Source organism: Mycolicibacterium anyangense (genome assembly GCF_010731855.1).
Taxonomy (GTDB): domain Bacteria; phylum Actinomycetota; class Actinomycetes; order Mycobacteriales; family Mycobacteriaceae; genus Mycobacterium; species Mycobacterium anyangense.
Window position 1 is genome coordinate 1,178,190 of the sequence record NZ_AP022620.1, and the last position, 23,361, is coordinate 1,201,550.

The 23,361-nt window shown below is 68.0% G+C and carries 16 protein-coding genes; 7 read left to right on the plus strand and 9 right to left on the minus strand.

The genetic code is table 11. The features are described 5' to 3' along the window. Position 1: 1 nt before the first annotated feature. Positions 2–1,579, minus strand: a complete 1,578-nt coding sequence (locus G6N35_RS05555) for an MFS transporter (protein WP_163803351.1) — start codon at positions 1,577–1,579, stop codon at positions 2–4. Positions 1,580–1,657: 78 nt separating this feature from the next. Beyond that, complete coding sequence (locus G6N35_RS05560) at positions 1,658–2,269, minus strand: TetR/AcrR family transcriptional regulator (protein ID WP_163803352.1); 612 nt, start codon at positions 2,267–2,269, stop codon at positions 1,658–1,660. A gap of 163 nt (positions 2,270–2,432) precedes the next feature. Between G6N35_RS05560 and G6N35_RS05565 the strand changes: the two genes are divergently transcribed. From G6N35_RS05565 to ilvA, 7 genes are all read left to right on the plus strand, one after another. Further along, entirely contained in the window at positions 2,433–6,221 is a 3,789-nt protein-coding gene (locus G6N35_RS05565) for a bifunctional nitrate reductase/sulfite reductase flavoprotein subunit alpha (protein WP_246224219.1), read from the plus strand. 94 nt (positions 6,222–6,315) lie between these two features. Continuing rightward, entirely contained in the window at positions 6,316–7,782 is a 1,467-nt protein-coding gene (locus G6N35_RS05570; protein WP_163803353.1) for a nitrate/nitrite transporter, read from the plus strand. Beyond that, positions 7,779–10,298: a nitrite reductase large subunit NirB gene (nirB, locus tag G6N35_RS05575; RefSeq protein ID WP_163803354.1), complete on the plus strand. Its 2,520-nt coding sequence runs from the start codon at positions 7,779–7,781 to the stop codon at positions 10,296–10,298. Before G6N35_RS05570 ends, nirB begins: the two co-directional genes overlap by 4 nt. Before the next feature lie 43 nt (positions 10,299–10,341). Continuing rightward, on the plus strand, positions 10,342–10,707 hold the full coding sequence (gene nirD, locus G6N35_RS05580) for a nitrite reductase small subunit NirD (protein WP_163803355.1): 366 nt from the start codon (positions 10,342–10,344) through the stop codon (positions 10,705–10,707). Further along, positions 10,679–11,824, plus strand: a complete 1,146-nt coding sequence (locus G6N35_RS05585; RefSeq protein ID WP_163803356.1) for a uroporphyrinogen-III synthase — start codon at positions 10,679–10,681, stop codon at positions 11,822–11,824. Before nirD ends, G6N35_RS05585 begins: the two co-directional genes overlap by 29 nt. Then, a complete protein-coding gene (locus tag G6N35_RS05590) occupies positions 11,821–12,555 on the plus strand; it encodes a sirohydrochlorin chelatase (protein ID WP_163803357.1) in 735 nt (244 codons plus the stop codon). The genes G6N35_RS05585 and G6N35_RS05590 overlap by 4 nt, the downstream gene beginning before the upstream one ends. After that, positions 12,503–13,783: a threonine ammonia-lyase IlvA gene (gene ilvA / locus G6N35_RS05595; protein ID WP_163803358.1), complete on the plus strand. Its 1,281-nt coding sequence runs from the start codon at positions 12,503–12,505 to the stop codon at positions 13,781–13,783. Before G6N35_RS05590 ends, ilvA begins: the two co-directional genes overlap by 53 nt. Before the next feature lie 6 nt (positions 13,784–13,789). Here the strand turns inward: ilvA and G6N35_RS05600 are convergent, their stop codons facing one another. From G6N35_RS05600 to G6N35_RS05630, 7 genes are read right to left on the minus strand one after another with little or no spacing between them, the layout of a single operon-like run. Beyond that, on the minus strand, positions 13,790–14,185 hold the full coding sequence (locus G6N35_RS05600; protein ID WP_197748407.1) for a type II toxin-antitoxin system VapC family toxin: 396 nt from the start codon (positions 14,183–14,185) through the stop codon (positions 13,790–13,792). Further along, positions 14,185–14,451 carry a type II toxin-antitoxin system Phd/YefM family antitoxin gene (locus tag G6N35_RS05605; protein WP_163803360.1) on the minus strand — a complete coding sequence of 89 codons (267 nt, stop codon included), beginning with the start codon at positions 14,449–14,451 and terminating at the stop codon, positions 14,185–14,187. Before G6N35_RS05605 ends, G6N35_RS05600 begins: the two co-directional genes overlap by 1 nt. A gap of 17 nt (positions 14,452–14,468) precedes the next feature. After that, positions 14,469–14,885 (minus strand): hypothetical protein, encoded by a 417-nt coding sequence (locus G6N35_RS05610; protein WP_163803361.1) that lies wholly within the window; start codon positions 14,883–14,885, stop codon positions 14,469–14,471. 57 nt (positions 14,886–14,942) lie between these two features. Further along, positions 14,943–16,667, minus strand: coding sequence for a malto-oligosyltrehalose trehalohydrolase (gene treZ, locus G6N35_RS05615; RefSeq protein ID WP_163803362.1), 1,725 nt, complete (start codon positions 16,665–16,667; stop codon positions 14,943–14,945). Further along, entirely contained in the window at positions 16,660–18,945 is a 2,286-nt protein-coding gene (gene treY / locus G6N35_RS05620; protein WP_163803363.1) for a malto-oligosyltrehalose synthase, read from the minus strand. The genes treZ and treY overlap by 8 nt, the downstream gene beginning before the upstream one ends. Positions 18,946–18,962: 17 nt before the next feature. Next, complete coding sequence (glgX, locus tag G6N35_RS05625; RefSeq protein WP_163803364.1) at positions 18,963–21,131, minus strand: glycogen debranching protein GlgX; 2,169 nt, start codon at positions 21,129–21,131, stop codon at positions 18,963–18,965. Between the two features lie 40 nt (positions 21,132–21,171). Next, positions 21,172–23,346 (minus strand): acetyltransferase SucT, encoded by a 2,175-nt coding sequence (locus G6N35_RS05630; RefSeq protein WP_163803365.1) that lies wholly within the window; start codon positions 23,344–23,346, stop codon positions 21,172–21,174. Positions 23,347–23,361: the final 15 nt, after the last annotated feature.

Sequence of the window (23,361 nt, forward strand, 5' to 3'; positions counted from 1 at the left end):
CTCATGACGCGCCCGGCGTTTGTCCAGCGCTCGGATGGGCGGGCAGCACGGCCAGCGCGAACAGCGCGCCGGCGGCACAGACCCCGGCCGCGGTCAGGCAGCCGGCCTGCATCCCGGACAGGAACGCGGCGTCGACGGCGGCGCGCACCGGTCCGCGCAGCGGTGCCGGTGACTGTGCGGCCACCGCCAGGCCCTGGGCCAGTCCCTGCTGCGCGGTGGAGCGTGCCGTCTCGGGGAGGGCCGCGACGAGCGGGTTGTCGCTCAGGTGCCGGATGTAGAGCGTGGCGAAGACGCTGCCGATCACCGCCACCCCCAGGGTGCCGCCCACCTGTCGGGTGGCGTCGTTGACCGCCGACCCGGCGCCGGCCTGCTCGGGTCGCACCACCCCCATGATCGAGTCGGTCGCCGGCGCGCTGGTCAGACCGAGGCCGCCGCCGAGCAGCACCATCTGTGCGGCCATCGTGGGATAGGTGATGCCCAGGTCGCTGGCGGCGATCCAGGCGAATGCCGCCCCCATCATCGTCAGACCCACCACGACAACGGCTTTGGTGCCGACGCGTCGCGCCGCCAGCTGGGTGCCGAGCACCGAGCCGACCGCGATCGACAGTGCTACCGGCAGAATCCGGACGCCGGTCTCCAGCGGGCTGTTGCCCTGCAGCAACTGCATGAACTGGGTGATGATGAAGATGAAGCCGAACAGTGCGAAGAACGCCACGGTCACCGCGCCACTGGCGGCGCTGAAGCGCAGGTTGGTGAACAGTGTCACGTCGATCAGCGGTTCTGGGTGCCGGCGTTCCCACCACGTGAAGCCCACCGCGGCCGTCAGGGCGACGGCGAATCCGACCAGCGTTGCGGCACTGTGCCATCCGCGTTCCGGGGCTTCGATGATCGTGTAGACCAGGGCGCCCAGCATCACCACCGACAGCACCAGGCCACCCCGATCCACCCGGGCTTGCCGGTCGCGTGCCGAGCCGGGAATCACGAACGGGGCGGCCGCGGCCGCGACCAGGGCGATGGGGGCCAGCGCCAGGAACAGGCTGCCCCACCAGAAGGCTTCCAGCAGTGCGCCACCGAGGATCGGGCCGATGGCGACGCCGAGACCGGTGACGGCACCCCACACACCGATGGCGGCTGCTCTCTTGCGCGGATCGCGGAACGTGTCGGTGATGATGGCCAGCGTCGTGGGGTAGATCAGGGCCGAGGCGATGCCCATGACCAGTCGCATGGCGATCAGCTGGCCGGTGGTGGTGCACAGCGCGGCGCCCACGCTGCTGAGCGCGAACAGCACCAGACCGGCGATCAGGGTGCCACGGCGGCCGAATGTGTCACCAACGGTGCCCCCGGCCAAGACGAGTGCCGCGAAGGCCAGGTTGTAGGCGTCGACGATCCACTGCAGCCCCCGGGTCGAGGCGTTCAGTGACGAATTGAGCGTCGGCAGAGCCACGTTGACGATCGTGGTCTCCACGTTGATGGCCAGCGCGGCGACCAGGACGACGGCGAGGATGGCGATGGGCCGGATGCGACGGGGTGCGGCGTGCGCACCGGTGTGGCGCTGGGTGGCGACGGTGTCAGCGGTCATGGGCTGCGACTTTCATGTTGACAGCGTTAACATCGGCAAGCATGGCAGTGGAAGTTAACGCTGTCAACATATGGAGCTCTAGCGGATGCCCTCGCCGATCACGTCCAGCAGACGGTCGGCGATCAGCTGCTTGCGCACCGGGTCGGCGGCGACCAGCGGCCCGTCCAGGAACAGGGTCGCGACACCGTGCACGGCCGCCCAGGCCGCTTCGGCCAGGCCGTCGCGGCGGCTGGCGTCCAGGACGCCGGCGCTGACCAGATCGTCGATGCAGCCGCTGAGGATCTGGAAGGGATGACGCCCGGGTTCCACGGTATCGGCGCCCGCGCCCGGACCGCCCGGTGCGAACGCCGTGCGGAACAGGCCGGGTTCGGTCAGGGCGAAGTCGATATAGGCCTGGCCGGTCGCCCGCAACCGGCTCAAGGCCCGGCGCTCCCGGGAACCCCGATTCGGCACGGCGGCAAGTTTTTCCAGCATGGCGTCGCCGAGCTGGCCCATCCCGTAGGTCTGCACCGCGGCCAGCAGCGCCTGTCGATCGGCGTAATGCCGATAGGCGGCCGAGTTGCTCACCCCGGCCAGTCTCTGCACGTCGCGAAGGACGACGGCGTCCGGTCCGCCGGCGCGGGCCAACTGCACGCCGTGCTCGAGCAGCGCCTGGCGAAGGTTGCCGTGGTGATAGGACGCGGTCGCCATGTTGACAAGTCTTACATCGTGAACCGGCCAGCCGAAAGGACAGGCCACGGCCGAACCGCCACCAGGAGTCCTCACAGCGCCGGCCGTGCCGGTGTGAGGGGGCTGTATCGCAGCCCTAACGTCGCAGGCATCCGCCGTAATCTGGCCCCGGCATTGTGGGGCCGTGGGTGCTGAGGCTGACCGAGATCAACGGGTGCGTACGGTCTGCTCGTATTGCGGTGTGGGCTGCGGTATCGAAGTGCACACCCGGCCTGGACCCCACGGCCCGGTCATCGCCAATGTCGTCGGTGACCGGCTGCATCCGACCAACCGCGGCCGGTTGTGCACCAAGGGCGCCACCCACGCCGAACTGATGGGCACTGCCGACGGCCGCGCCACCCGGGCGCTGACCCGGCGGTCCCGCGACGAGGGTTTCGTGCCGACCTCGGTCGACGACGCGGCCGCAGCCGTCGGTGCCAGGCTACGGCAGATCCTGGATCGACATGGACCGGACGCGATCGCCCTCTACGTCTCGGGTCAGATGTCGCTGGAGGCCCAATATCTGGCGACCAAACTGGCCAAGGGTTTCATCCGTACCGTCCATCTGGAGTCGAACTCGCGGCTATGTATGGCCAGCGCAGCATCCGGCTACAAGCAGTCCCTCGGCGCGGACGGTCCTCCGGGCTCGTATGACGACATCGATTGTGCTGATCTGTTTTTCGTCATCGGCTCGAACATGGCCGACTGTCATCCCATCCTTTATCTGCGGATGGCGGATCGGCTGCGGGCCGGGGCCAAGCTCATCGTCGTCGATCCCCGGCGCACTGCCACCGCCGCGCAGGCCGACCTTTTCCTGCAGATCCGTCCGGGCACCGATCTGGCATTGCTCAACGGCCTGCTGCACCTGCTGGTCGCGGCCGGTGCCATCGACAGCGCCTTCATCGCCGAGCACACCGAGGGCTGGTCGGCGATGCCGGAGTTCCTCGCCGACTATTCACCGTCCGTGGTCGCCGGCATCACCGGCCTCGACGAGGCCGATCTGCGCCGGGCGGCCGAGATGATCGCCGAGGCCGGCGAGTGGATGTCGTTGTGGACCATGGGTCTCAACCAGAGCACCCACGGCACCTGGAACACCAATGCCATCTGCAACCTGCACCTGGCCACCGGGGCCATCTGCCGGACCGGCAGCGGACCGCTGTCACTGACCGGGCAGCCCAATGCCATGGGCGGGCGCGAGATGGGATACATGGGTGCCGGTCTGCCCGGGCAGCGGACGGTCGCCTCGGCCGCCGACCGGGACTTCGTGGAGCGGCAGTGGGGAGTGCACCCGGGGACCATCCGTCCCGACGTCGGCACCGGAACGATCGGCATGTTCGAGACCATGGCGGCCGGCGACATCAAAGCCTGCTGGATCATGTGCACCAATCCGGTGGCCAGCGTCGCGCACCGCGGCACGGTGATCGACGCCCTGCGGGCCGCCGAGTTCGTCATCACCCAGGACGCCTACGCCGACACCGCCACGAATCGGCACGCCGACGTGGTGCTCCCCGCAGCCCTGTGGGTCGAAGGCGACGGCGTGATGGTCAATTCCGAGCGCACCCTGACCCTCGTGCAGCAGTGTGTCACCGCGCCGGGCCAGGCCAGGCCGGACTGGCAGCTGATCTGCCAGGTCGCCGACGCCATGGGTTTCGGTGCGCACTTCGGCTACCGCTCCAGCGAAGAGGTGTTCGACGAGATCCGCGGATTCGCCAACCCAGCAACGGGATACGACATTCGGGGCGCCAGCTACCAGCGGCTGCGCGAGACGCCGGTCCAGTGGCCGACCCCGCCGGGTGATCGCACCGACCGGCATCCACTCCGGTATCTGGAGCCGACGGGACCGGTGTTCCCGACCGCATCGGGCCGGGCGGTGTTCCACGCCCGGCCGCACCTGCCACCGCAGGAACTTCCGGACGCCGACTACCCGCTGGTGCTGACCACCGGTCGCCTTGCCCACCAGTGGCACACCATGACCAAGACCGGCCGGATCGACAAGCTCACCCGGCTCGACGACGGACCGTTCGTCGAGATCCACCGCGACGATGCGGCCGCCCTGGACATCCGGCACGGCTGGCGAGTCGAGATCCGTTCCCGCCGTGGCAGTGTCGTGCTCCCCGCAGTGGTCACCGATCGGGTGCGGCCGGGGTTGTGCTTCGCCCCGTTCCACTGGAACGACGAGCACGGTGCAGACCTCACCGTCAATACGGTGACCAGTGCTGCCGTCGATCCCGATTCGCTGCAACCCGAACTGAAGGCATGCGCGGTGGCGCTGCGGCCCGTTGCGCCACCCATGGCCACCGCCAGCACCGATACCGTACCGGTCACCGCGGGCGTACCGCTGGTGCTGTGGGCATCCCAGACCGGCAACGCCGAAGAGCTGGCCACCCGGCTGGTGGACGCCCTGCAGCATCAGGGTCGGTCCGCGGCGTGCGCGAGCATGGCCGACATCTCACCGGCTGACCTTCACGGCGCCAGTGCGGTATTCGTGGTGACCAGTACGTTCGGTGACGGTGGCCCGCCGGACAACGCCGCGCGGTTCTGGGAGCATCTGCAGGGGCCGGACGCGCCGCAGCTGCCCACGCTGCGGTACGCGGTGCTGGGTCTCGGTGATCGCTCCTACGGCCAGTTCTGCGGCTATGCCCGTGATCTGGACGCCCGGTTCGCCGAGCTGGGTGGCGCGCGGGTGCTCGACCGGGTCGACTGTGAGGTCCACGACGGGCCGACCCACCAGCGTTGGATCGAACGAGTGGCTGGTTATCTCAATCCCGGTGGAGCACAGGCAGTCCCGCCATCTGCGGCCGCGCCGCGCCTGTTCACCCGGGCTCACCCCGTTGCGGCGCGAATGAGCCGCAATGACCGGCTGACACCCTCGTCGGCGGCCAAGGAGGTGCGCCAGTTCGGTTTCGACATCTCCGCGGCCGGGCTGACGTACTCGGTGGGCGACTCCCTCGGGGTGGTGCCGACCAACAGCGCGGCTGACGTGGCTCGGTGGCTGGCCGCCACCGGCCTGCCGGCCGAGCAGACCGTCGAGGTCGACGGGACCGAACTACCGCTCGCGGAAGCGCTGACACACCACTACGACATCTGCGCGGTCACGCCGAACCTGCTGACCTTCCTCGCCGATAGCGCCGGCGACAAGGCGGACAAGACAACGGCCCGGCAGCTGCGGGCGGCGTGCGCCCAGATCAGCAGCTGGCGGCTGGGCCGCAATGGAATTGACGTGGTCACCGAATTCGGTGTGCGGGCCGATGCGCAGCAGTGGCAGGACGTGCTGGTGCGGCTCACCCCGCGGATGTACTCGATCTCCTCGAGCCCGCTGGTGAGTCCGGATGAAGTCCAGTTGACGGTATCGGTCGTGCGATACCGGGGACCGGACGGCGGGCGTCGCGGGGGAGTCTGCTCGACCTACCTCGCCGACCGCGCCCAGCACACCACCACCCCGATCTTCCTGCAGCGCTCACCACACTTCCGCCCGCCCGACGACCGGACCGCGCCGATCGTCATGATCGGTGCCGGCACCGGCATCGCACCGTTCCGCGGCTTCCTGCAGGAACGCCGCGCGCTGGGCCACACCGGGCGCAACTGGCTGTTCTTCGGTGACCAGCATCGACGGGAGAATTTCTACTACCGCGAGGATCTCACCGGCATGGTGACCGACGGCGTGCTGCACCGGCTCGATCTGGCCTTCTCCCGGGACCAGCCCAAGCGGATCTACGTGCAGAACAAGATGATCGACAACGGCGCGCAGCTGTGGGCCTGGCTGCAGGACGGTGCCTGCATCTATGTGTGCGGTGACGCCGCCGGGATGGCGGCCGGGGTGGACTCGGCACTGAGCACCATCATCCGCACGCACGGCAGGCTCGGCGCTGCGGCCGCGCATGACTACAAGCGCGATCTGGTCGCCACCAAACGCTATCTGCGTGATGTGTACTGACCTCACCGCGGGCTCCCGGCCGGTGTGAGCAGGTTGTGACACGGGGATCATCACGGGCAGCGCCGACGCAACAATGAATTCCTACCGTGGGGGCATGCCGCTTTCACGCATCAGTTCACCAATTCGCCGTGGCCGCAACATCGATGACTGGGATCCCGAGGACACCGACGCCTGGAACAACGGGGGCGCGGAGATCGCCAGGCGCAACCTGATCTGGTCGATCGTCGCCGAACATGTGGGCTTCTCGGTGTGGTCGATCTGGTCGGTCATGGTGCTGTTCATGCCCCAGTCGGTCTACCACATCGACGCCTCCGGCAAGTTCCTGCTCGTCGCCGTGCCCACCCTGGTCGGTGCCGTGCTGCGGATTCCCTACACCTTCGCGGTAGCCCGATTCGGCGGCCGCAACTGGACCATCTTCTCAGCGGCCGTCCTGTTGATCCCGACGGTCCTGACGCTGTACTTCATGGCCCATCCCGAGACGCCCTACGGGGTGTTCCTCGCGGTCGCCGCCTTCGCGGGCCTGGGCGGCGGCAACTTCGCCTCCTCGATGGCCAACATCAACGCCTTCTACCCACAGCGGCAGAAGGGCTGGGCGCTCGGACTCAACGCCGGCGGCGGCAACATCGGGGTCGCCGTCATCCAGATCATCGGCCTGCTCGTCATCGCCACGGTCGGTAACCGCTCACCACACTGGGTGTGCGCGGTCTACCTGGTCCTGGTGGCCTGTGCGGCGCTGGGTGCGGCGTTGTTCATGGACAACCTCACCAACCAGCGCACCGATGCCCGCTCGATGCTGGAGGTGTGCCGCTATCGGGACGCCTGGCTCATCGCGCTGCTCTACATCGGAACCTTCGGCTCGTTCATCGGATTCGGCTTCGCGTTCGGTCAGGTATTGCAGATCAACTTCCTCGCCGGCCTGACCCACGGTGGTCCGGCCACCCCGGCGATGGCCGCTGCGGCCTCGCTGCATGCCGCCCAGATCGCCTTCATCGGGCCCGTTCTGGGATCACTGTCCCGTCCAGTCGGCGGCTGGTTGTCCGATCGGTTCGGCGGCGGCCGGGTGACGCTGTACACGTTCGTGGCAATGATCGCGGCGGCCGGCTGGCTGGTCGCCGCGAGCACCCTCGACGACGCCACTCCCGGTGCCGCATCAGGAGCCGTGCTGGCCGCTGTCATTGCCGGCTTCATCGCCCTGTTCGTCCTCTCCGGGATGGGTAACGGCTCCACCTACAAGATGATCCCGTCGATCTTCGCCGCCAAGGCCCGCGGTCGCCACGATCTGGACATCCGCGCTCAGGGCGCATGGGCGCAGCGGATGTCGGGTGCGCTGATCGGCATCGCCGGAGCCATCGGCGCACTGGGCGGCGTCGGCGTCAACATCGCGCTGCGGGCGTCCTACCTGTCGGCGGCCAAGTCGGCGACCATGGCGTTCTGGCTGTTCCTCGCCTTCTATGTGCTGTGCGCGCTGGTCACCTGGTTCGCCTACGTCCGTACGCCGGGACGCGTCAGTGGCGCCACCCCGGAAGCCGCCGCGGTCAGCAACGCCGCAGCACCGGCATGAGCCGCCCAGTCAAGACCGTCGTCCTCGTCGGCCACGGCATGGTCGGGCACCGCTTCGTCGAGGCACTGCGGGACCGGGACCGCGAAAATACCTGGCGCATCGTGATTCTCGGTGAGGAGTCGGCAGCCGCCTACGATCGGGTCGCGTTGTCGTCCTACGTCGACGGTTGGGACCGGGCGGCGCTGGCGCTGCCCGGCAACGAGTACCCGGACGACGATCTGGTCGAACTCCGGGTCGGAGAGCGCGCCGTCGTCGTCGACCGCGACGCGCGCACCGTCACCACCTCGCTGGGACATGCGCTCGGCTACGACGCGCTCGTGCTGGCGACCGGGTCGAGTCCGTTCGTCCCGCCGATCCCGGGCCACGACCTGGACCGGTGCTTCGTGTACCGGACCATGGACGACCTCGACGCCATCCGCACGGCGGCGGACTCCGCGCCGGGTGCGGCCGGGGTGGTGGTCGGTGGCGGCCTGCTGGGTCTGGAGGCTGCCAATGCCCTGCGCCTGCTCGGATTACGACCGCACATCGTGGAACGGTCACCCCGGCTGATGCCGCTGCAGGTCGACGAGGGCGGTGGCGCGCTGCTCAATCGGATCGTCACCGGTCTGGGGATCACGGTGCACACCGAGGTGGCCACCGACACCATCGAGGACACCGGCGGCGCGGCGTCGGTTCAGTTGTCCGACGGCACCCGGATCGATGCCGCCGCAGTGGTATTCGCCGCCGGCGTGCGCCCGCGTGACGAGCTCGCCCGGGCGATGGATCTGGAGATCGCCGAACGTGGCGGGGTGCTGACCGACACCAGTTGCGCGACCAAGGATCCGCGGGTGTTCGCCATCGGCGAGGTCGCCGCGGTCGAGGGGCGCTGCTATGGTCTGGTCGCACCGGGCAACGCGATGGCCGAGGTGGTGGCCGACCGGCTACTCGGCGGCACCGCGGAGTTCCCCGGCGCCGACATGTCGACCAAGCTGAAGCTTCTCGGGGTCGACGTGGCCAGCTTCGGTGACGCCCATGCCAGCACCCCGGGCGCGCTGGAGGTGGTGCTCAACGACGCCGCAAAGCAGACCTACGCCAAACTGGTTGTCTCCGATGACGTGTCGACACTTCTCGGCGGCATCCTGGTAGGAGATGCCAGCGCGTACGGCACGTTGCGGCCGCTGGTGGGGCGTCCGCTGCCCGCCGATCCGGCCGCACTGATCTCACCGGCAGGCGCCCAGATCGGTCCCGGTGCGCTCCCCGACGATGCCCAGATCTGTTCGTGCAACGCGGTGTCCAAGGGTGCGATCTGCGCCGCCATCGCCTGCGGTGCCCACGACGTGGCGTCGCTCAAGGCCGCCACCGCGGCGGGAACCTCGTGCGGCAGCTGCGTACCGATGCTCAAGCGGATGCTGGAAGCCGAAGGCGTGGCGACCTCGAAGGCGCTGTGCGAGCACTTCACCCAGAGCCGTGCCGAACTGTTCGAGATCGTCGAGGCGGTCGGCATCCGCACGTTCTCCGGACTCATCGCCGGGTACGGCACCGGGCGAGGCTGCGACATCTGCAAACCGGTGGTGGCCTCGATCCTCGCCTCGACGTCGTCGGAGCACATCCTCGACGGCGAGGCGGCCTCGCTGCAGGACACCAATGACCATTTCCTGGCCAACATCCAGCGCAACGGCACCTATTCGGTGGTGCCCCGGCTGCCCGGCGGCGAGGTGACGCCGGAGAAGCTGATCGTGATCGGCGAGATCGCCCGCGACTTCGGGCTGTACACCAAGATCACCGGCGGCCAGCGCATCGACCTGTTCGGGGCACGCGTCGAACAACTTCCGCTGATCTGGAAAAGGCTGGTCGATGCCGGCATGGAGTCCGGGCAGGCGTATGGCAAATCGTTGCGCACGGTCAAGAGCTGTGTGGGATCGACGTGGTGCCGCTACGGCGTGCAGGATTCGGTGGCGATGGCCGTCGATCTCGAGCTGCGCTACCGGGGCCTGCGGGCACCGCACAAGATCAAGATGGGCGTCTCGGGTTGCCAGCGTGAGTGCGCCGAAGCCCGCGGCAAGGATGTCGGTGTCATCGCCACCGAGAAGGGCTGGAATCTCTACGTCGGCGGTAATGGCGGGGCGACCCCGCGCCACGCCCAGTTGCTCGCCGGCGACCTCGACTCCGCGACACTGGTCCGCTACATCGACCGCTATCTGATGTTCTACGTCCGCACCGCCGACCGGCTGCAGCGCACCGCGGTCTGGCAGGAGAGTATCGAGGGCGGCCTGGACCACATTCGGGACGTGGTGTGCGCGGATTCGCTGGGTATCTGCGCCGAGCTCGAGGCGGCCATGGCGCGCCATGTCGCCGGATACCGCGACGAATGGGCCGGCGTGCTGGCCGACCCGGAGAAACTGTCCCGCTTCGTCTCGTTCGTCAACGAACCCGACCAGCCGGACCCGACGGTGGCCTTCGACGACAGCGGTCCGCGCAAGGTGCCGCTGTTGCTCGGGATGCCGGACATCGGGAACGTGCCGGAAAAGGCTTCGTAACCGGCGCGAAACAACGTCCCTCTATCCACGAAGGGTAATGACCATGACGATTCTCGCCGATACCCGCAACGGGCCGGATCTGGGCAGCTGGACGCCGGCCTGCCCACTGGCGTCGCTGCTGGAGAACAGGGGGGCCGCGGTGCTGCTTCCCGACGGCAGGCAGGTGGCGCTGTTCCGGTTGCCCGGCGACGTGCTGGCCGCGGTGGGCAACATCGACCCGATCGGGCGGGCCGCGGTGATGTCGCGGGGCATCGTGGGGGACCGTCGTGGTGAGCCGACCGTCGCCTCACCGCTGCTCAAGCAGGTCTTTTCGCTGGTCGACGGACGTTGCCTCGATGACGAGCAGTACGCCTTGCCGGTCTACGAAGTCAGGGTGGTCGATGGATTCATCGAAATCCGAAGTCACTGAGCCACTGACGGGGTTCACCGTCGGCGTGACCGCCGCTCGGCGCGCCGAGGAGTTCATCGCGCTCCTCCAACGTCGCGGCGCCACCGTTGTGCACGCCCCGGCCATCCGGATCGTGCCACTCGTGGACGACATCGAATTGCGCAGCGTCACAGCACAACTCATCGAGCTCGCACCGGACATCGTGGTGGTGACCACCGGGATCGGGTTCCGCGGCTGGATCGAAGCCGCTCACGGCTGGGATGTGGCCGACGACCTGATCGCCGCGCTGGGCACCACCCGTATCCTGGCCCGCGGCCCCAAGGCTCGGGGTGCGGTTCGCCAGGCCGGGTTGTGCGAGGAGTGGAGCCCGGACTCCGAATCGTCGGCAGAGGTGCTGGCGCGGCTGCTCGCCGATGGGGTGGAAAACCTGCGGGTGGCCGTCCAATTGCACGGTGCGGCAAGCGAATGGGAGCCCGACACTGACATCTGCGACGCACTGGCCAGGGCTGGTGCGCAGATCGTCAAAGTGCCGGTCTACCGGTGGGAGCAGCCGGCCGACCCCAAACCGATGGACACCCTGATCGGCATGATCGTCGACGGCGAACTGGACGCGGTCAGCTTCACCAGCGCACCGGCGGTGGCGTCGCTCTTCGAACGGGCCAAGGCGCTCGGCGTCCTGGATGCCCTGGTTGATGCGCTGCGCGCCGAGGTGACGGTGTTCGCGGTCGGCCCGGTGACCTCCGCGCCGCTGCGCCGGCTCGAGATCGGCACCCGGTCTCCGGAGCGCTACCGTCTCGGTGCTCTCGCGAGGCTGATCACCGACGAATTGCCAAAACAGGCAACAGAATTCACCGCAGGTGGGCACCGCATCGCGGTGCGCTCCGGATCGGTGGACGTCGACGGCACGGTCCGGGTGCTGCCGCCGGCGGCGATGGCGCTGCTGCGCCGTCTGCTCGTCGAGCCCGGGCGCGTGGTGTCGCGCGCCGACCTGTTGACCCAGCTGCCCGGCGGTGGTGAGGACACCCACGCGGTAGAGACCGCGATGACCCGGCTGCGCTCGGCCCTGGCCGCCCCCGGTGTGGTCCAGACCGTTGTCAAGCGCGGCTACCGGCTGGCCGTCGATCAGGAGGCCTCATGAGCCATACCCGTATCCTGGTGGCGCACGGCACCAGGCGCCCGGAGGGCCTTCGGGTGATCAGCGATCTGGCTGCTGCCCTGAGCGATCGGGTGGGTGAAGTCCTCACCGCCTTCGTCGACGTCCTCGGTCCCAACCCGCGGGAGTTGCTGGCCGGGGTCACCGGTCCGGCCATCCTGGTTCCGGCGTTCCTGGCGTCTGGCTACCACGTCAACACCGACCTACCGGCGCGGGTGTGCGAGAGCGGGCACCGCGCCGCCACGATCACCGCGGCGCTGGGACCGGATCCGGTCATCGCCGAGGTGATGCTGGCGCGGCTGCGCGAGGCCGGCTGGGTGCCCGGTGACGCGGTGGTGATGGCCGCCGCCGGATCCTCGGATCCCGCCGCCCATCGAGACCTGCAGATCGCGGCGGGCCTGCTCGCCGACCTGGTGGGCGAGGTCCACCTCGGCTTCGTCGCCACCGGCGAACCCCGGGTGGCCGATGTCGTCGCCGGCCTGCGCCGAAACGGGGGCCGGGTGTTCGTGGCGTCCTACCTGCTGGCGCCGGGAATCTTCCATACCCGGCTGCACGACAGCGGTGCCGACGCGGTCGCCGCGCCACTGGGCGCGCATCCGATGCTGGTAGAGCTGCTGGCGGCCCGATTCACTGATTCGACGGGGTTGGTGGGACGATTGACCGGTGACTGCCGAACTGCGCCAGAGCCGAGTGTCAGCGCCGCTTACCGCGGCTGACATCGACGAGGCTGCCCGGCGAATTTCGGACGTGGTCTCCACCAGTCCGCTGCAGTACAGCGACCGGCTGTCGGCAGCCACCGGTGCCCAGGTGTACCTCAAGCGCGAGGACCTGCAGCTGGTGCGGTCCTACAAGCTGCGTGGCGCGTTCAACCTGCTGATGCAGCTCTCCGGCGACGAACTGCGGGCCGGTGTGGTGTGCGCCTCGGCCGGCAACCACGCCCAGGGCTTCGCGCTCGCGTGCCGGTCCATGGGCGTGCACGGCCGGGTCTACGTGCCGGCCAAGACGCCGAAGCAGAAGCGCGACCGGATCCGTTATCACGGTGGCGATTTCATCGAACTGATCGTTGGCGGCAAGACCTTCGACCTGGCGGCCGAGGCCGCACTGGAGGACGTCGCGCGCACCGGGGCCACCCTGGTACCGCCGTACGACGACACCCGCACCATGGCCGGCCAGGGCACCATCGCCGTCGAGATCCTCGACCAGCTGGATGCCGAGCCCGACCTGGTGATCGTCCCGGTCGGGGGTGGCGGCTGTATCTCCGGGATCACCACCTACCTGGCCGAACGCACCACCAATGCCGCCGTGCTGGGCATCGAACCCGCCGGTGCACCGTCGATGATGGCCGCGCTGGCCGCCGGTGAGCCGGTGGACCTCGATCACGTCGACCAGTTCGTCGACGGCGCCGCGGTCAGGCGTGCCGGCGATCTGACCTACCGGGCGCTGGCCGCTGCCGGTGACATGGTCTCGGTGAGCACCGTTGACGAGGGCGCGGTGTGCAGCGCGATGCTCGACCTCTACCAGAACGAGGGGATCATCGCCGAGCCCGCCGGTGCGCTCTCGGTGGCCGGACTGCTGGAGGCCGACGTGGCCCCCGGCTCCACGGTGGTCTGCCTGATCTCCGGCGGCAACAACGACGTATCGCGGTACGGCGAGATCCTGGAGCGTTCGCTGGTGCACCGGGGTCTCAAGCACTACTTCCTGGTCGATTTCCCCCAGGAGCCGGGCGCGCTGCGCCGCTTCCTGGACACGGTGCTGGGCCCCAACGACGACATCACCCTGTTCGAGTACGTCAAGCGCAACAACCGGGAGACCGGTGAGGCGCTGGTCGGCATCGAGCTGACCTCGGCGAACGACCTGGACGGGCTGGTGCAGCGGATGACCGATTCCGATGCTCACGTCGAACTGCTGGAGCCCGGCTCACCCACCTATCGCTATTTGACGTAGCACTCGTCAGCGCGGCGCGATGACGGCGATGCCGATCGACTCGGCGGCGTGCGCCAACCGGGCGTCGTAGGTGACAAGCGCCCGCAACGCCGGAGCGGTGAGCGCGGCGGCGAGATGGATGGCGTCTAGCGTTCGTAACGAGGGCGGACCGAGCGAGCCGGCTTCATCGAGCAATCGGTGGGTGAGCGCCACCGTGTCGAGCCGGGCCAGTACGCGGCGGGCGTGTGCGACGGCATCAAACGAACCACTTCGCCCGATAGCCCGCAGGAGTTCGGTTCTACTCAGCGCGGCGGTGAAGCGAATATCCTGTGGGTGGCCATTCAGATAGCTCCTGAGCGCCGGGCTTTCAGGTTCGGCGACAACGACTTTGACGAGGGCCGAGGTGTCCAGATACAGCTGCATCACCGTTCCTCGCGGCGCAACTGTTCCAGCGCTGCCGACCCGTCGACGCCGTAGTCGCCTGCGGGTTCGTCGAGCAACCCGTGGGGCGAGGTAGCCGGAATGACATCGCCGCGCTGTACCAGATCGTCCCACCCGCTATCGGAGGCAGGGATCAACCGAGCTACCAGCCGACCTCGGACGGCGATCTCGATAGACTCGCCGCTGGCCACCCTCCCGACGTAGCGGCTCGCGTGCTGGCGCAGTTCACGCAGCCCGATCCGATCCATGTAGCACAAGGTAGCACTCAAACGAGGAGTAGGTCACGGTCGTTGGCCCGGAATGTCGGCTCCAACCGAACCCCCATCTTCCGGGCCGTCTCGCTGAGCACGTCCGACCACCGCCGGTCCTCCGCACTGATGTGGTCATAGCCCGGTCGGGTCAGCAGCAGTGCCAGCGAACCGCCCCGTGCCGATTCTTCGAGCACCGTGGCCAAACCGCCCAGCAGATTCTCTACGATGGTGTGGTTGGGCCATCGTCCAACCGGCATCTGGGTGAGCATCTTGTGCATGCACCGGTCGGGTCCGACAAAACCTACCCACAGCAGGCGCTCGCCAAAGCCCAACGGCCCCATCAGTGCTCGCCATCGAGCCCGCATATCGGCGGGGGAGTGGATCGGGTCGGTGGCGGATTCGATCGGGGGGATCGGCAGCAGATCGGTCATGCCAACCATGCTCGTCGACATTGCCGCTCGACGATTCCTACTATCCACAGGCACTCGTCAGCGGGAGCGGGTCACCACCACCGAATGTCCGGGCATGCTGGTCTGGCTGCCGCGAACCTCGGCATCGCCCCAGGCCAGCACCACCTCACCGGTGACCGGCACGGTGGCCGACCGTTCGCCCAGATTGCATGCGATCGCCATCGCTCCGCGGCGCAGCACGATCCACCGGCTGTCCTCGTCGAAGTCGACCCCCAGATCGGTCAGCCAGGGATCGCGCAGATCGGGTTCGGTCCGCCGCAACGTGATCAGGTCCCGGTAGAACGCCAGCAGGTCGGCGTGCTCGGGCGCACCCACCTGGTCCCAGTCCAGCTTGGAGCGCAGGAAGGTCTGGGGATCCTGGGGGTCGGGAATGTCCTCGGCATCCCAGCCGTGCCCGGCGAACTCGGCCTTGCGGCCCTCGGCGGTGGCGATCGCCAGCTCCGGTTCGGTATGCGAACTGAAGAACTGGAACGGATGAGTCGACGCCCACTCCTCGCCCATGAAAAGCATTGCGGTGTAGGGTGATCCGAGAACCAGTGCGGCCTTGATGGCGAGCTGGCCATAGTCGAGGTTCTGCGAGGGACGGTCGCCGACCGCGCGGTTGCCCACCTGGTCGTGGGTGCAGGTGTAGGCGAGTAGCCGCGTCGCGGGAATCGACGTGGTGTCCAGCGGCCTGCCGTGTCTGCGGTGCCGGAAGGACGAATAGGTCCCGGCGTGGAAGTAACCGTTGCGCAGGGTGGTCGCCAGGGCTTGCAGGGTGCCGAAATCGGCGTAGTAGCCCTGCCGTTCACCGCTGACCGCAGTGTGGATCGCATGGTGGATGTCGTCGTCCCATTGCGCCGTCAGCCCGTAGCCGCCGCGGTCGCGCGCCGTGATCAACCGTGGGTCGTTGAGATCGCTTTCGGCGATCAGCCCCAGCGGACGGCCCAATTGTGCTGAGAGCGCGTCGGTTTCAGCGGCCAGCTCTTCCAGGATGTGGATGGCAGTGTTGTCCACCAGGGCGTGCACGGCATCCAGCCGCAGTCCATCGACGTGGAAGTCGCGCATCCAGCGCAACGCGCAGTCGATGATGTAGCGGCGCACCTCGTCGGCCTGCGGGCCGGCCAGGTTCACACCCTCACCCCACGGGTTGCTGACCGAGGACAGGTAGGGCCCGAACTTCGGCAGGTAGTTGCCGGACGGTCCAAAATGGTTGAACACCGCATCGATCAGGACGCCCAGCCCCCGGCTGTGGCACGCGTCGACCAGGCGCACCAGGCCGTCGGGTCCGCCGTACGGCTCGTGCACCGCGTACCAGAGCACGCCGTCGTAGCCCCAGCCGTGGGTGCCGTTGAACGCGTTGACCGGCATCAGCTCGACGAAGTCGACGCCGAGGTCCACCAGGTAGTCCAGCTTGTCGATCGCGGCGTCGAAGGTGCCTGTCTCGGTGAAGGTTCCGGTGTGCAGCTCGTAGATCACCGCACCTTCGATCGACCGGCCCGCCCAGCCCTGGTCGGTCCACCGCGCCGAGGCAGGGTTCCACAGCTGGGAACGCTCGTGCACCCCGTCGGGCTGACGGGCCGAACGCGGGTCGGGCAGCACGGCCGAGTCGCCATCGAGCGCGAAGCCGTAGTGGGCATCGGGTGGGCAGTCCACCTCGGCGCGCCACCAGTCGTCCTCACCACGCGTCATCTCGTGGCGGGTGCCCTCGACATCGACCGCAACGGTCTTCGGAATCGGCGCCCACACAGCGAATTCAGTCATCGGACCTCTCCAGGAGTGCGACGGGCAGCTCGGCGAAGACATCGGTGGCCGGGGCTGATCCGGTCCAGCTGGCCCCGGTGATGCGGTCGCGCCAGGTCCCCTCGGGCAGTGGCAGGACGGTGTCACCCCAGCCGCGTTCGTCCAGCCGAACCGTCCAGCGTGCCACTGCCACCAGAACATCCGTACCACGCCGGAAGGCCAGGATGTGCTCGGCGGCCGATCCGCTCGGCAGCACCGGCAGGTATCCGCCGTCGAGGAACGTCGCCGGCCGGTCGCGTCGCGCCCGCAGCGCTGCGCTGACCACCCGGATCTTGGGGTGCGTGCCGCGTTCCAGCTCGGCACGGCGCGCGGTGTAGTCGACGAGCCGCCGGTTGTCCGGGTCTACCAGGCTGTCCTCCCACACCTCGGTGCCCTGGTAGACATCGGGAACGCCGGGCACGGTGAGCGCCAGCAGCTTCTGGCCCAGCGCGTCGTTGTGGGCGTGCGGCGCCAATTGGGCCGCCAGCTCGGTCAGCTCGCCGGCCACCGGGCCGTCGAACACGGCGTCGAGCCAGCCGTGCACGGCCTGCTCGAAATCGGTGTCCGGGGCGGTCCACGTGGTGCGGGCACCCGCTTCGCGGATGGCTTTCTCGGTGTAGCGATGCAACCGCTCGCGAAGTTCGGCGGTGACCTCGCCGTCGACCGGCCAGACCCCGAAGACGTTCTGCCACAGGAACAATCCGGTGAGCGCATCCGGCGAGGGCGTGGTCTTCTCCCACCGGGTGAGGAACTGCGCCCACAACGATGGAACCTGCGACAGCACGGCGATACGGGCGCGGACGTCCTCGCCGCGTTTGGTGTCGTGCGTCGACAGTGTCGTCATGGTGTGCGGCCACAGCTGCGATCGGACCGCCGCGCTGCGGTGGAACTCCGCGGCGCTGACCCCGAAATGCGCCGGCTCGCCGCCCACCTCGTTGAGCGAGACCAGCCTGGCATCCCGGTAGAAATAGCAGTCTTCGACGGACTTGGCCGTCATCGCACCGCAGAGCTGCTGGAACCGGGCACCAGCCTCGTCCGAGGCGGCCAGTGCGGCGGCGACCACCTCCAGCGCGTCGGCCAGGTCGGGATGTTCGGCGATCGTGCGGGCGATCGCCGCGCCCAGCAGGGGCGAGAGATTCTGGTAGTCGCAGCGGTACACCCCGATGTTGGTCAGCAGGGCGGTCACCGCGTCGGCGAGCCGGGGATGATCGGTTCCGGCGGCCGCCGACATCGTCCGGCACACCCTGGCCAGCTCGCTGGCCAGCGTGTCGGTGGCGGCCACGACCTTCAGCTCGCGCACCATCGTCGCTGCGTTCGGGTAGTCGAAGCCCGCCGCGTCCACCAGTTCGGTCAAGGCCTGCTCGCCACTGGGATCGACGAACACCCCGCCGACTTCGCGCAGTACGTCGTAACCCGTCGTGCCGTCGATCGGTAGGGCCGGATCCAGCGGCTCTCCGACGGCCAGGATTTTCTCGATGACGATCCAGGCCGTCTGGCCGAGGAGTTCACGCAGCCGCACCAGATAGCCCGACGGGTCGGTGAGTCCGTCCGGATGGTCGATTCGCACACCGTCGACCAGGCCTTCGGAGAACCAGCGCGCCACCTCGGCGTGGCTGGCGTCGAAGACCGCCGGATCCTCCTGGCGTAGTCCCGCCAGCGAGGTGATCGAGAAGAATCTGCGATAGCCGCACACATTGGTGCGCCAGCCGGTCAGCTTGTAGTGCTGGCGCCCGTGTACCTCCGCGCCGCTGCCCCCACCGGTTCCCGGGGCGATCGGGAATTGGAGGTCGCCGAGCCGCAACGCCTCGCCGTGCACCTCGAGGTCGGCGACATCGCCATCGGAACCCAAGACGGGCAACAGGATTCGGCGCTCAGGGTCGGCTGACCAGTCGATGTCGAAGAAGTCGGCATACTGCGATTCGCGGCCGTGGCGCAGCACATCCCACCACCACGGGTTGTGCTCGGCATGCGCGACACCGACGTGGTTGGGCACGATGTCGACCACCAGCCCCAGCCCGCGCGCCTTGGCTGCCGCGGCCAGTCGCGCCAGCCCGTCAGCGCCGCCGAGTTCCTCGGAGACGGTGGTCGGGTCGGTGACGTCGTAGCCGTGTTCGGAGCCGGGCGCGGCGGTCAGGATGGGGGACAGGTAGACGTGAGTGACGCCGAGGTCGTCGAGGTAGTCGACGATCTTCTCCGCATCGGCCAGGGTGAACCCCGAGCGGAGCTGGAGGCGGTAGGTGGACAGCACCGGGTAAGCCATAGCTGTCCCTGTTCCCGCTAGGCGGTCTTTTGAAGCACGAGAACGGAGCGTCCCGGCGCGCTCACGGTCTCGCCCGCCTTCACCACCACGGTGGTACTGCCGGTGGCGTCGGAGGTATCGAGCACGCCGGTCCACTGCTTGGCGTACTCACCGTCCGGTGTGACGAAGTCGACAGGCTTGGCGTGCGCGTTGAAACACAACAGGAACGAGTGATCCACGACCCGCTCACCGCGGGCGTTCGGCTCCGGGATGGCGTCGCCGTTGAGGAACACCGCGACGCACTTGAAGCCCGAACCCCAGTCGTCGTGGGTCATCTCGGTGCCCGCCGGGGTGAGCCAGGCGATGTCGCGGACCTGATCTCCGGTGCGGATCGGTTCGCCGTCGAAGAACCGGCGGCGCCGGAACACCGGGTGGCTCTTGCGTAACGCGGTGACCTTGCGGGTGAAGTCCAGCAGGTCGGCGTTGGCGTCGCGCAGGCTCCAGTCCATCCAGGAGATCTCGGAGTCCTGGCAGTAGACGTTGTTGTTGCCCAACTGAGTTCGCCCGATCTCATCCCCGTGCGAGATCATCGGCGTGCCCTGCGACAGCATCAGGGTCACCAGGATGTTGCGCATCTGCTGATGGCGTAGCGCCAGGATGTCGGGGTCGTCGGTAGGGCCCTCGACACCGCAGTTCCACGACCGGTTGTGGCTTTCGCCGTCGCGATTGTCCTCGCCGTTGGCCTCGTTGTGCTTCTCGTTGTACGACACCAGGTCGGCCAGCGTGAAACCGTCGTGGCAGGTGACGAAGTTGATGCTGGCACCCGGTCGGCGGCCGGTAGCTTCGTAGAGGTCCGACGACCCGGTCAGGCGGGAGGCGAACTCGCCGAGGGTGGCCGGTTCGCCGCGCCAGTAATCGCGCACGGTGTCGCGGTATTTGCCGTTCCATTCCGTCCACAGGCTGGGGAAGTTGCCCACCTGATAGCCGCCCTCGCCGACGTCCCAGGGCTCGGCGATCAGCTTGACCTGACTGATCACCGGGTCCTGCTGCACGATGTCGAAGAAGGCGCTCAACCGGTCGACGTCGTAGAACTCCCGGGCCAGGGTGGAGGCCAGGTCGAACCGGAACCCGTCGACATGCATCTCCAGCACCCAGTACCGCAGTGAATCCATGATCAGCTGCAGGGTGTGCGGATGGCGGGGATTGAGGCTGTTGCCTGTTCCGGTGAAGTCACGGTAGAGCCGCAGGTCGTCGTCCATCAGCCGGTAGTAGGCCGCGTTGTCGATGCCGCGGAAGTTGAGGGTGGGGCCCAGATGGTTGCCTTCGGCCGTGTGGTTGTAGACCACGTCGAGGATCACCTCGATACCGGCCTCGTGGAACGAGCGCACCATCGTCTTGAACTCGGCGACGGCGGCGCCGGCGTGCTGGGTGGCGGCGTACTGGTAGTGCGGGGCGAAGAAGCCGAATGTGTTGTAGCCCCAGTAGTTTCGCAGCCCGAGGTCGAGCAGCCGGTGATCGTGCAGGAACTGGTGTACCGGCATCAGCTCGATCGCGGTGACGTTGAGCGACTTGAGGTGGTCGATCACCGCGGGGTGTCCCAGGCCCGCGTAGGTGCCACGCAGCTCTTCCGGGATGCCCGGATGGGTCTGGGTCATACCCTTCACGTGGGCTTCGTAGATGATCGTCTCGTGGTAGGGGGTGCGTGGCGGGTGGTCAGATCCCCAGTGGAAGAACGGGTTGATGACCACGCTGGTCATCGTGTGCCCGAGCGAGTCGATCATCGGCGGCGTGCCACCGGTGGCTAGGTCCTCAGCGGCCAGGTCGTAGGAGTACAGCGCCTGGCTGAAGTCGAAATCGCCGTGGAACGACTTGCCGTAGGGATCCAGCAGTAACTTGCTGGGGTCACAGCGGTGTCCGGCCGAGGGATCCCACGGGCCGTGCACCCGGAATCCGTAGCGCTGCCCGGGGGTGATGGTGGGCAGGTAGGCGTGCCAGACGAAGCCGTCGACCTCATCGAGGTTGATCCGGGTCTCGGTACCGTCCTTGGCGATCAGGCAGAGCTCCACCTTCTCGGCCACCTCGGAGAACACCGAGAAGTTGGTGCCCGCGCCGTCGTAGGTGGCGCCGAGCGGGTAGGGAGTGCCGGGCCACACCGTGGTGCCACCCTGTTTCGGGGGAGCTGAGCCTGCTGGTTCGCTCGACGACATCATCTGACCTTATCGGCGCCGGGGCCGCGATGCTCGGTAGTCACCACCAGCCCGTCGCCGCACCTAATTGACGCCCCAGTTCGGGAACCAGGGTGCGCATGTAGGTTGCTGACAGGTGATGAGAATCGTGATATAGCAGCACATTTCCCTCCACCGCACGACACCAGTCCGGCCGGCAGACCGCGTCGCTGAGATCGAGGACGTGCATCAGCGGGAATTGGCCAAGGAAGTCCAGGGTCTGGTTGCGGTCGGAGAGCACCTCGGAACGCTTGATGCCGCACGACACCGCATCACCGCCCTTGGCCAGGCAGTCCGACGGGAAGAACGGCTGGCCGTTGCGCACCATCCACGGGGTGTCCCGCATCGCCAGGATCGGAATGTTGTTGTCCGACAAGGTCTGCCAAATGCCGATGTAGGTGGCGGGCATCACGTCGCCGGGCTTGATGTTCCACGGCCGGGTGGAGGTGGTGAACACGAAATCCGGGTGGTCCTTGATCAGTTTGTCCATCACCCGGTCGTTCCAGGTGTGGCACTTGGGATAGGGCCGGTTGTCGCCCATCACCAGCGGCACCTGTTCGGTGGTCAGCGGACAACCCATCTTCAGATAGGTGACGATCTTGAAGTGGTGCATCTTGCCCAGGATGTCCAGCGCGGTCATCCAGTGCTCGGCATGCGAGCCGCCGGCCAGTGCGATGGTGCGGGGCGCCGAGGTGTCGCCGTAGGTGCAGTTGATGATCCCGACGTTATCGAAATCACTAATGCAGCCGTCGCTGGTGGACTTGGGAAGGTCGTTCTGCGCCTCCAGGACGGTCGGCCGCATCGGCAGTTGGGGGACGCGCGCATGCTCGGTGAGCGCCCGTGCCCCCGGATAGCTGTCGGTGGACAGCGCGGCCAGTTCCTTGCCGCTGGCGCGCTGCACCGTCACGTGCTCCCGCCAGGTGAACGACGTGGCGGTCAGTGCGACGCCCAGCAGGACAACCGAGGTTCCCAGGGCAATGGTCGGGCGGCGCAGCCGGGTCCGCCAGGGGATGGTCTTGGCTTGGGGGGCCGCTGACTCCGCCGGGCGGCGGTAGCGCAGGGGCTCCTCGACGAAGCGCATCGTCAGATACGCCAGCACGCCGGAGACGGCCAGGATCACCGCGCCGTCCAGCAGGCCGGCATGGGCGTCGCCGGTGTACGCCAGCCAGAAGATCAGCAGTGGCCAATGCCAGAGATACAGCGAGTAGGCCATCGAGCCCAGCGTCACCAGCGGGGCGGTGGCCAGGAACCGGCTGGGCGCCGGCAGCCGGTCGGCCGTCGACGGCCGGGACTGCCGGTTGGCGGCCGCCAGGATCATCAGCACCGCCGCGCCGACGGGCACCAGCGCCCAGGGGCCGGGGAACTCCTTGACGCCGTCGATCAGGGCACCACATGAGGCGATCACCGCCAGACCGACGCCGGCGGCGAGCGTGCGCAGCCACATCGGCCAGCTGACATGGGGCACCAGCGCGCCGACGAGCGCGCCCAGCAGCAACTCCCAGGCGCGGGCGAAGCTGTTGTAGTAAGCCGTGGTCTGGTCGGCCTGGTGGGCGAAGATGGCAAAGACGAACGACGCGATCGTCAGTGCGCTCAGCAACACGATGAACGTCGGGCGCAGCCGCTTGCCCAAAGGGCGGCGCAGCGCGTAGGCAAACAGGAAGACAAGTGCCAGGAACGCGACGTAGAACTGGCCCTGAACAGACATCGACCAGATGTGTTGCAGGGGACTGACCGCCTCACCGGCGCGCAAGTAGTTCGACGCGGTGGCCGCCAGCTCCCAGTTCTGGTAGTACCCGAGGCTTGCCAGGCTCTGATCAGCAAACGTCTCCCAGCGGGTTTCCGGCTGTATCAGGATGGTGAGCACTGCCGACGCGGCAAGCACCACCACGAGGGCCGGGAGTAGGCGCCGTACCAGTCGCACGATCTCGGGCCACGGCGAGAGCGACGATCCCGGCTTCAGCGCGGTGCGCAGCAGCGAACCGCCGAAGAAGAAGCCGGACAGCACCAGGAAGACGTCGACCCCGCCGGACACCCGGCCGAACCAGACATGGAACACGGCCACCAGAGCGATCGCGACACCGCGCAGCCCATCGAGGTCGTGCCGGTAGAACCCGGATTTCCGCGTCCCCATGCCGGCCGTCGCAGCAGGACCCACCGTGGTCGCTGCCGACGGTCGGGCCGGGGTGAGGGTCATCATGATCGATGCATAATC